Here is a 6782-nt window from a genome sequence, read left to right on the forward strand (position 1 = left end):
ACTGATCTTATGGCGGTCTTGCGGGATCGAGTTGGTCAGCCAGTGATGGCGAGGCTGTGCAGGAAGGCGATGCCGGAGGCGGTGGTGGCCAGGGTGTGGCCGGCGCGGCGGTAGTCGCGCAGGATCTTGTAGGTCTTCATCCGCGCAAGAGCGTGTTCGACGCGGGCACGGACCTTGTGGTGGACCGTGTTGAGATCCTCTTGCCAGTCGGGCAAAGCAACGTCCTTGGCGCGTGTGCGATACGGCATGATCACATCGGGATTGCCCCGGTAGCCGCCGTCGGCCATCACAGGGCGACCGGTCAACGCGTCGGCGATGCCGGAGTCGCGGTAGACAGTGCAGTCGTTGCGGTTGCCCGGTTGCGGGTCTCCTGTGGCGATGACCAGGCGGGTGTCGGCGTCGATGGCGACCTGGAGGTTGGTCGAGTATCGGTAGTTCTTGGACCGTTCGGCGATGCGGTGGTCACGGGTGGGCACCAGGGTGCCGTCGACGATCGCAACCTGATCGACCCGGCGTCGGCGGACTGGGGCCAAGGCCAACAGCGGGCCGAGTGAGTCGACGACGCGATGGGCCGCGGAGTGCGAGACGCCGAACAGCGGGCCGATCTGCCGCATGGTCAGGTTCGTCCGCCAGTACGTCGCGACCAGCAGGACCCGTCGGGCAGAGTCAGTCGCCATGGCCGACCTGGACGGCCGTCGGCGATCGCCTCGCCACCGCGTTGAGCCACGACTCGCACGAGCTTGCGGAACTGACCTGGTTGCAGCCCCGTAAACGGGGCGATCCACTCCGACCGGGACGCTGAGATCACCTGCACCCCACCATGATCAACCACAAGCCCGACCAGCCGACCACCGGGTTACGAGACAGCCTTAGGGGCTCGGAGACGGAAGCGGTTCAAGCACGTCGTTTGCGGGTCGAAACAGAGCGAGGAGGCTGGGCTCGCATGTGGTCGCGGACCCTGCCCATGATGCCGCCGAGAACATCTAAATCCTCTTTGGACAGTGGATCGAACAGCAGGTCGCGCACAACGTCGACGTGACCGGGCAGGATCGCGGCCACCCGGTCGAGCCCGGCCCGAGTGATCGTGACCAAAGTGGCGCGTTGGTCGTCGGGACTGGTGGCACGGGTGATCAGCCCGGCCTTCTCCAGCAGTCCGGCTTGATGGGTCAGACCGCTGCGGCTGTAGACGACGCCGTCGGCGAGGGCGGTCATGGTCAACTGCCGATCCGGGGCATCGGCGAGCCGCGCCAGCAGTTGGAACTGGACGTAGCTGAGCTCACCCGCCGCGCGCACCTGCTGCTCGACAGCGTGATGCAGCAGGCTGACCGACTCCATGAGCGCGAAGTACGTGTCGAGCTGTTCGGGTTCCAGCGCGTCTGCCATGACCGCATCTTAGTTACTTCGACTTCGAATCATCGTGGCCCAGCTCACCCAGCGAAAGACTTGCTTCGAAGTCAAAGCAAGCTAGCCTGGAAATAACTTCGACATCGAAGCAATACGGGAGGCAGCCATGAAGGCAGTGCGCTATCACCAATACGGCGGCAGCGACGTGCTGGTCTACGAAGAGGCCGAACGGCCGACGCCCAGCGAGGGCCAAGTGCTGGTCGAGGTCGCGGGCACCACGTTCAACCCCGTGGACATCGGCATCCGGACCGGAGCCTTGCGGGAGGTGTTCGCCGTCGAGTGCCCGCACATTCCCGGCATCGACGTCGCGGGAACGATCGCCGAGCTCGGCGACGGGGTCGACGGCTGGCGGGTCGGTGACGCCGTCGTAGCGTTCCTGCCGATGAACGCCGACGGCGCCGCCGCCGACTACGTCGTCGCGCCCGCGGACACCCTGGCCACCGCACCGCGAACGGTCGAGCTTGCGGACGCAGCCGCTTTGCCAGTCGGCGGACTGACCGCCTGGCAGGCGCTGTTCGACCTCGCCAGCCTGCGTGCGGGCCAGACGACCCTGATCAACGGGGCCGGCGGCGCTGTCGGCGGATACGCCGTGCAACTCGCCCACCAGGCCGCAGCCCGGGTCACCGCCACCGCGAGTCACCGCCATGCAGCCCGGCTCCGCCGGGATGGTGCCGACCGCATCATCGGCTACCTCGACCACGGCAACGACCCGCTCACCGCGGAGGGCGCTCCGTTCGACGTCGTGGTCAACCTCGTCGCGACCACGCCGGAGGAGACCGCGGCGCTCGCCGATCTGGTCGCCGACGGTGGCGCGCTGGTCAGCACCACCACCCCGCCTCCGGAGGACCCCGGACGCGGCATCCGCACGGCACGTGTGTTCGTGCTCAGCAGGGCAGACCAACTCGCCGAACTCGTGACCCGCGTCGACCGCGGCGAACTGCGCATCGACGTCGCCGCCCGCCGCCCGCTCTCGGACCTGCCCGCCGTCCACGACGAGGCCGCCACCGGACGCCTCGCCGGCAAAACCGTCCTCACCCCAGCCTGACCACCACGACAGAACTACCCCTACCACCGTTTAGGAACACTCCCCGATGACGACCGCGTTCGACCCGATCGACCTGGGCGGCAAGCGCCTGCCGAACCGCATCGCGATGGCCCCGATGACCCGCAGCCGCGCCTACGGGCCCGGCGCGGCCCCGACCGAACTCAACGCCACCTACTACGCCCAGCGCGCCTCGGCCGGGCTGATCGTGACGAAGGCACCCAGCCCTCGGTGATCGGCCAGGGCTACCCGGACACCCCCGGTCTGCACTCCGACGCGCAGATCGCCGGGTGGCGACAGGTCACCGACGCCGTACACGCCAAGGGCGGCACGGTCTTCGCCCAGCTCATGCACACCGGCCGGATCAGCCACCCCAGCCTGCTGCCCGACGGACTGCTCTCCGTCGGCCCCTCCCCGGTCGCGGCGCGGGGCCAAGTGTTCACGCACGACGGCATGAAGGACTTCGTCACGCCGAAGGAACTCACCGAGGACGAGATCGCCCAGACGATCACCGACTATGCCGCCGCCGCGCGCAACGCGATCGAGGCCGGTTTCGACGGGGTCGAGATCCACGGCGCCAACGGCTACCTCATCCACCAATTCCTCGCTCCGAACGCCAACCAGCGCACCGACGGGTGGGGCGAGTCGGTGGCAGGCCGGATCCGGCTCGGCGTCGAGGTCGCCACGGCGGTCGTCGAGGCAATCGGCGGTCACCGCACCGGTTTCCGTGTCTCCCCCGGCAACCCTCTGAACGACATCGCCGAGACTGATCCGTCCGATGTGGAACAGACCTACACCTCGCTCGTCGCCGCACTCGCCCGCTGGGACTGGCTTATCTGCCCCTGCTGGAGGGCCCTGACCGCGACTTGACGAAGCGGTTGCGCAAGGACTGGCCGGGGGTGTTCGTGCTCAACCCGTTCACCTATCCGGAACCAACCGGCCAGGACTCCCTCGGCCTCGTCGAGGACGGCACCGCCGACCTCATCGCTTTCGGAGCCCTGTTCCTCGCCAACCCCGACCTGCCTCATCGCCTCGCCGAGGGCGGGCCGTTCAACACCCCCGACAAGGCCACGTTCTACGGCGGCGACCACCGCGGCTACACCGACTACCCCACGCTCGAGGGATAGGAGGCCGCACATGCCGTTCAAGGACCCGGCAATCGCGGTGCGGCCGGCGTTGCTCACCCGCGCCTTCCAGGCGGTGTTCCCGATTCTGACCCGGTACCTGTTCTCGTCGCCGAAGCTGCAGTTCGCGACGAAACCAGTGCCTGAACCCGAGCGCATCGGAGTGCCGAGTGTCGGTGGGCGGAGCGAGCGCCGGGGGCAAGCTCGCGCTCAGCGTGCTCGTCCAAGCCCTGCGGGACGGAGAGCCCACGCCGGTGGCCGCCAGCCTGGAATACGCCGTCGGCGACCTCTTCCTGCCGGATGCGAGCCGCACCAGCCCCAGCAGGCGGCCCATCGTCGGGCGGTGGATGATGCGGATGGTTCGCCGCACCTACTTCCAGGGCGCTGATCTGGACGATCCGGTCGTGTCCCCGGCCAAGTACCCGAAGCTGGGCGACTTCCCGCCGTTGCTGGTCCTCACCGGCGGACTGGACACGCTGCGCGGCGAGATGCACGCACTCGCCGACGCTGCACGCACAGCCGGGGTCGAGGTCAGCTACCACGACTTCCCCGACTCCGACCACGGTTTCACCCACGTCACACCCGTCGAGACCGCGCGGAGCGCCATCACCATGATTGGTGACCACCTTCGCGCCGCCTTCGACAGGTCGTAGACCCCGTACCCGTTTCGTGCTCCGGCGCATTCCGGCCGCGTCGGAGCGCAAAACGGCTGTTCCCCTCGAACCACCGCGGCTTACCGTGTCACCAGTCGTGGGGGCCGTGTCGCAAAGCCGCGATGAGGAGGCCCAACCGCCGAGGTGGGAGCCGATGTCGCCAGTGCCGTCGACGACGAGTACGGGCGAGCCGAGCCCATGGAGCGTGCCGGTCGACATTACCGAACCGACAGGGCTCTTACAGCGCATCACCGATGTCGAGGAAGCGGTCGACGCGATGACGCGAACCTACCAGCCTGATCGACTGGAGATCGCCGGACGTCCTGGTCCGGGCCGACTGGACAACGACGATGCGGGCGCTGCACGCACAGAAAGAGGGGCGTGCAGAGCCAGCCATGGCGGAGGAGACCACCTGCCACGCAGTGTTGGTGAAGCGGCTCGAGCACGTCCTGGCGATCGGCCGACGCGTGGCGACGATCGTCACTCGCCTGCCCCCTGTATGACCGAGGCGGTGGGTGGCGGCGTCCTGGGTCCCGGTGGTGCGCATCGGTATCGGTCGGAGAAAGACAGGGGAAAGGGGTACCTTTCACGAGTTACGTGCCGAGGGCGTTTCGCGACCCAACCGCTCTGCCTGGCGCGGAAGGGTAAGTCAAGCCTTACGTTCCGAGGTTTCATCGCTATGCTGGAGATCGCCGATCCGGCCTTACATTCGCAAGGTGCGCCAACAACGATGAAACGAGAACGAGGTATGGGGCAGAACATTGCCGAGAAAGCGCTTCAGTGGCTGCGGCACCTGGAGGCCTATGACTTCGCCGGTATGCAAGCGATGTGTACCGACAAAGCCACCGTGTGGCACAACGACGGTGCGGGCCAGCAGACGATCAACGAGAAACTGGACCAGCTCAGCCCGCTTGTCGCCACCGTCGATTCGTTACGGTACGACGTCATCCGCCAGTTCCAGAATGCGCACGAGGTGCTCCACCAACAGGTACTTCACCTGGCCATGTCCGACGGTTCCCGTAGAGAGCTCCACGCGGCGATGTACTTCCGGTTCGAGGACGGCCTCATCGACCGGGTCGAAGAGTACGCCTACCCCATGCCGGCGAGCGAGGCAGCATGATTCTGCTTGTGCTCTCGAAGAATGGTTCCGGCAAAGCTGTTGGACGGGTGGTCGGCCGATGACCGGTTCCCGGGTCGACATGGTTGAAGGCGAGATCGCCGTGCCAGGAGGTAAGGTCTGGTACCGCAGGTCGGGCAGCGGTGGCCTGCCGCTTCTCCTGGTGCACGGCGGGCCGGGCTATCCGAGCGATCTGTTGTTCGAGGCATTCGAGCCGCTTGCCCAGGAGCGCGAAGTCGTCTGGTACGACCAACTCGGGGTGGGGCGTTCGGACCCGATCGACGATACCTCGTTGCTCACAGTGGATCGCTTCCTCGACGAACTCGGCGCGGTCATCGAAGGTCTCGGTCTGCGACGCCCGCATGTCTATGGCCACTCCTGGGGAGCCATGCTCGGCCTTCAGTATGCCGCGCAGCGGGCGCCCGACTGGACGAGTTTGATCTGTGCCAATGGGTTGGCCAGCGTACCCCGGTTCACGGAAGAGGTACGAGAATTGCTGGCGCAGCTACCGGGCGAGGTTCTGGATCGTACCTATGGTCGTGAACTCAGAGGAGAGACGGACAATCCCGATTACCTGGTCGCCCAGGGCGAGTACATGCGAGCAATGGTTGTGCGCACCTCGTCGGTAAGCCTCGACCCGGATCGCATGAGCCTGCTGACGTTCAGGACGATGATCGGCCAGGCCGATTACCACGTTACGGGCACCCTCAAGGATTGGGACATCTTCGGCGAACTCGACCGCATCCGAGTCCCCGCACTGGTCCTCGGCGGAGAGTTCGACGAATGCGTTCCCTCGCACCTCGCGGACATCGCCAGCCGAATTCCGGACTCCGAGCATGTCACACAGTCCGGCGCCGCCCACATGGGTTATCTCGAAGAGGAGCCGCTTCGCCGCGAATACGTCTCCATCATTCGGGAATACATGACGCGGATCGAAGAACGCTCGTAGTTCCCACCGTCAGTGGCCAAACTTGCTGGCGTGTGTTCGCCCCGCAGGAATGATCAAGCGTGGCGACCGTTCTCGTCGAGGCCATGGGTGTCGCCGGACCGGAACCACCGCCGGTGACCAGCAACCCGGCTTCGAGTGCGGTCAACCCTCATGCCAACGGTTTCCTTCACTTGTCATCAATGGCTGGGAGTCGTGTGCATGATGCCCTCGGTTGTCGGACGCATTCGGAAAGGGGTGACCATGCGAGGACGACGATCACGGCCATAGCAGGAAGACGACGGAGAATGCAGTGCCGCCGTGGCCGCAGGTGGCCGGATTCTTTGTAACGCTGTCTACTGACCGGTTGCCAACCCGTCATGCGTTTCGCAGGTTCGCGAACCCTCGCGGGCGCGAGCCTGTACCGCTCGAAAAGTCATCGCTGCTCGTCAAGCGGCGTAGCGGTATTCGTTGATGAGGCCATCGAGGACGCTGGTCCGGTGCCATCGGGAAGCCC

6 protein-coding genes and 2 pseudogenes are annotated in these 6782 nt (G+C 66.2%); 6 read left to right on the top strand and 2 right to left on the bottom strand.

What is annotated here, in order from left to right:
- Positions 1 to 35 precede the first annotated feature (35 nt).
- Positions 36 to 814: pseudogene (locus ALI144C_RS02445) on the bottom strand (transposase).
- A gap of 80 nt (positions 815 to 894) precedes the next feature.
- On the bottom strand, positions 895 to 1383 hold the full coding sequence (locus ALI144C_RS02450) for a MarR family winged helix-turn-helix transcriptional regulator (protein WP_076985341.1): 489 nt from the start codon (positions 1381 to 1383) through the stop codon (positions 895 to 897).
- A 127-nt stretch (positions 1384 to 1510) separates the two neighbouring features.
- Between ALI144C_RS02450 and ALI144C_RS02455 the strand changes: the two genes are divergently transcribed.
- The 6 genes and pseudogenes from ALI144C_RS02455 to ALI144C_RS02480 all read left to right on the top strand — a co-directional run bounded on the left by ALI144C_RS02455 (position 1511) and on the right by ALI144C_RS02480 (position 6289).
- Positions 1511 to 2449, top strand: a complete 939-nt coding sequence (locus ALI144C_RS02455; protein WP_076985342.1) for an NADP-dependent oxidoreductase — start codon at positions 1511 to 1513, stop codon at positions 2447 to 2449.
- 115 nt (positions 2450 to 2564) lie between these two features.
- Positions 2565 to 3316 (top strand): annotated as a pseudogene (locus ALI144C_RS02460) (oxidoreductase).
- Positions 3313 to 3573, top strand: a complete 261-nt coding sequence (locus tag ALI144C_RS57170) for a hypothetical protein (protein ID WP_237773924.1) — start codon at positions 3313 to 3315, stop codon at positions 3571 to 3573. The pseudogene ALI144C_RS02460 and the gene ALI144C_RS57170 overlap by 4 nt, the downstream one beginning before the upstream one ends.
- Before the next feature lie 140 nt (positions 3574 to 3713).
- Positions 3714 to 4223 carry an alpha/beta hydrolase fold domain-containing protein gene (locus ALI144C_RS02465; RefSeq protein ID WP_083752641.1) on the top strand — a complete coding sequence of 170 codons (510 nt, stop codon included), beginning with the start codon at positions 3714 to 3716 and terminating at the stop codon, positions 4221 to 4223.
- Between the two features lie 679 nt (positions 4224 to 4902).
- Positions 4903 to 5343, top strand: a complete 441-nt coding sequence (locus ALI144C_RS02475) for a nuclear transport factor 2 family protein (RefSeq protein WP_202818828.1) — start codon at positions 4903 to 4905, stop codon at positions 5341 to 5343.
- Between the two features lie 58 nt (positions 5344 to 5401).
- Complete coding sequence (locus tag ALI144C_RS02480) at positions 5402 to 6289, top strand: proline iminopeptidase-family hydrolase (RefSeq protein ID WP_083752642.1); 888 nt, start codon at positions 5402 to 5404, stop codon at positions 6287 to 6289.
- Positions 6290 to 6782: the final 493 nt, after the last annotated feature.

The sequence above is a fragment of the Actinosynnema sp. ALI-1.44 genome (genome assembly GCF_001984155.1).
Lineage (GTDB): Bacteria > Actinomycetota > Actinomycetes > Mycobacteriales > Pseudonocardiaceae > Kibdelosporangium.

Excerpts from the sequence above, each read along its gene's own strand:
- ALI144C_RS02455 (WP_076985342.1), top strand. The coding sequence starts at position 1,511 with ATGAAGGCAGTGCGCTATCACCAATACGGCGGCAGCGACGTGCTGGTC.
- ALI144C_RS02450 (WP_076985341.1), bottom strand. The coding sequence starts at position 1,383 with ATGGCAGACGCGCTGGAACCCGAACAGCTCGACACGTACTTCGCGCTC.
- ALI144C_RS02475 (WP_202818828.1), top strand. The coding sequence starts at position 4,903 with ATGCTGGAGATCGCCGATCCGGCCTTACATTCGCAAGGTGCGCCAACA.
- ALI144C_RS02480 (WP_083752642.1), top strand. The coding sequence starts at position 5,402 with ATGACCGGTTCCCGGGTCGACATGGTTGAAGGCGAGATCGCCGTGCCA.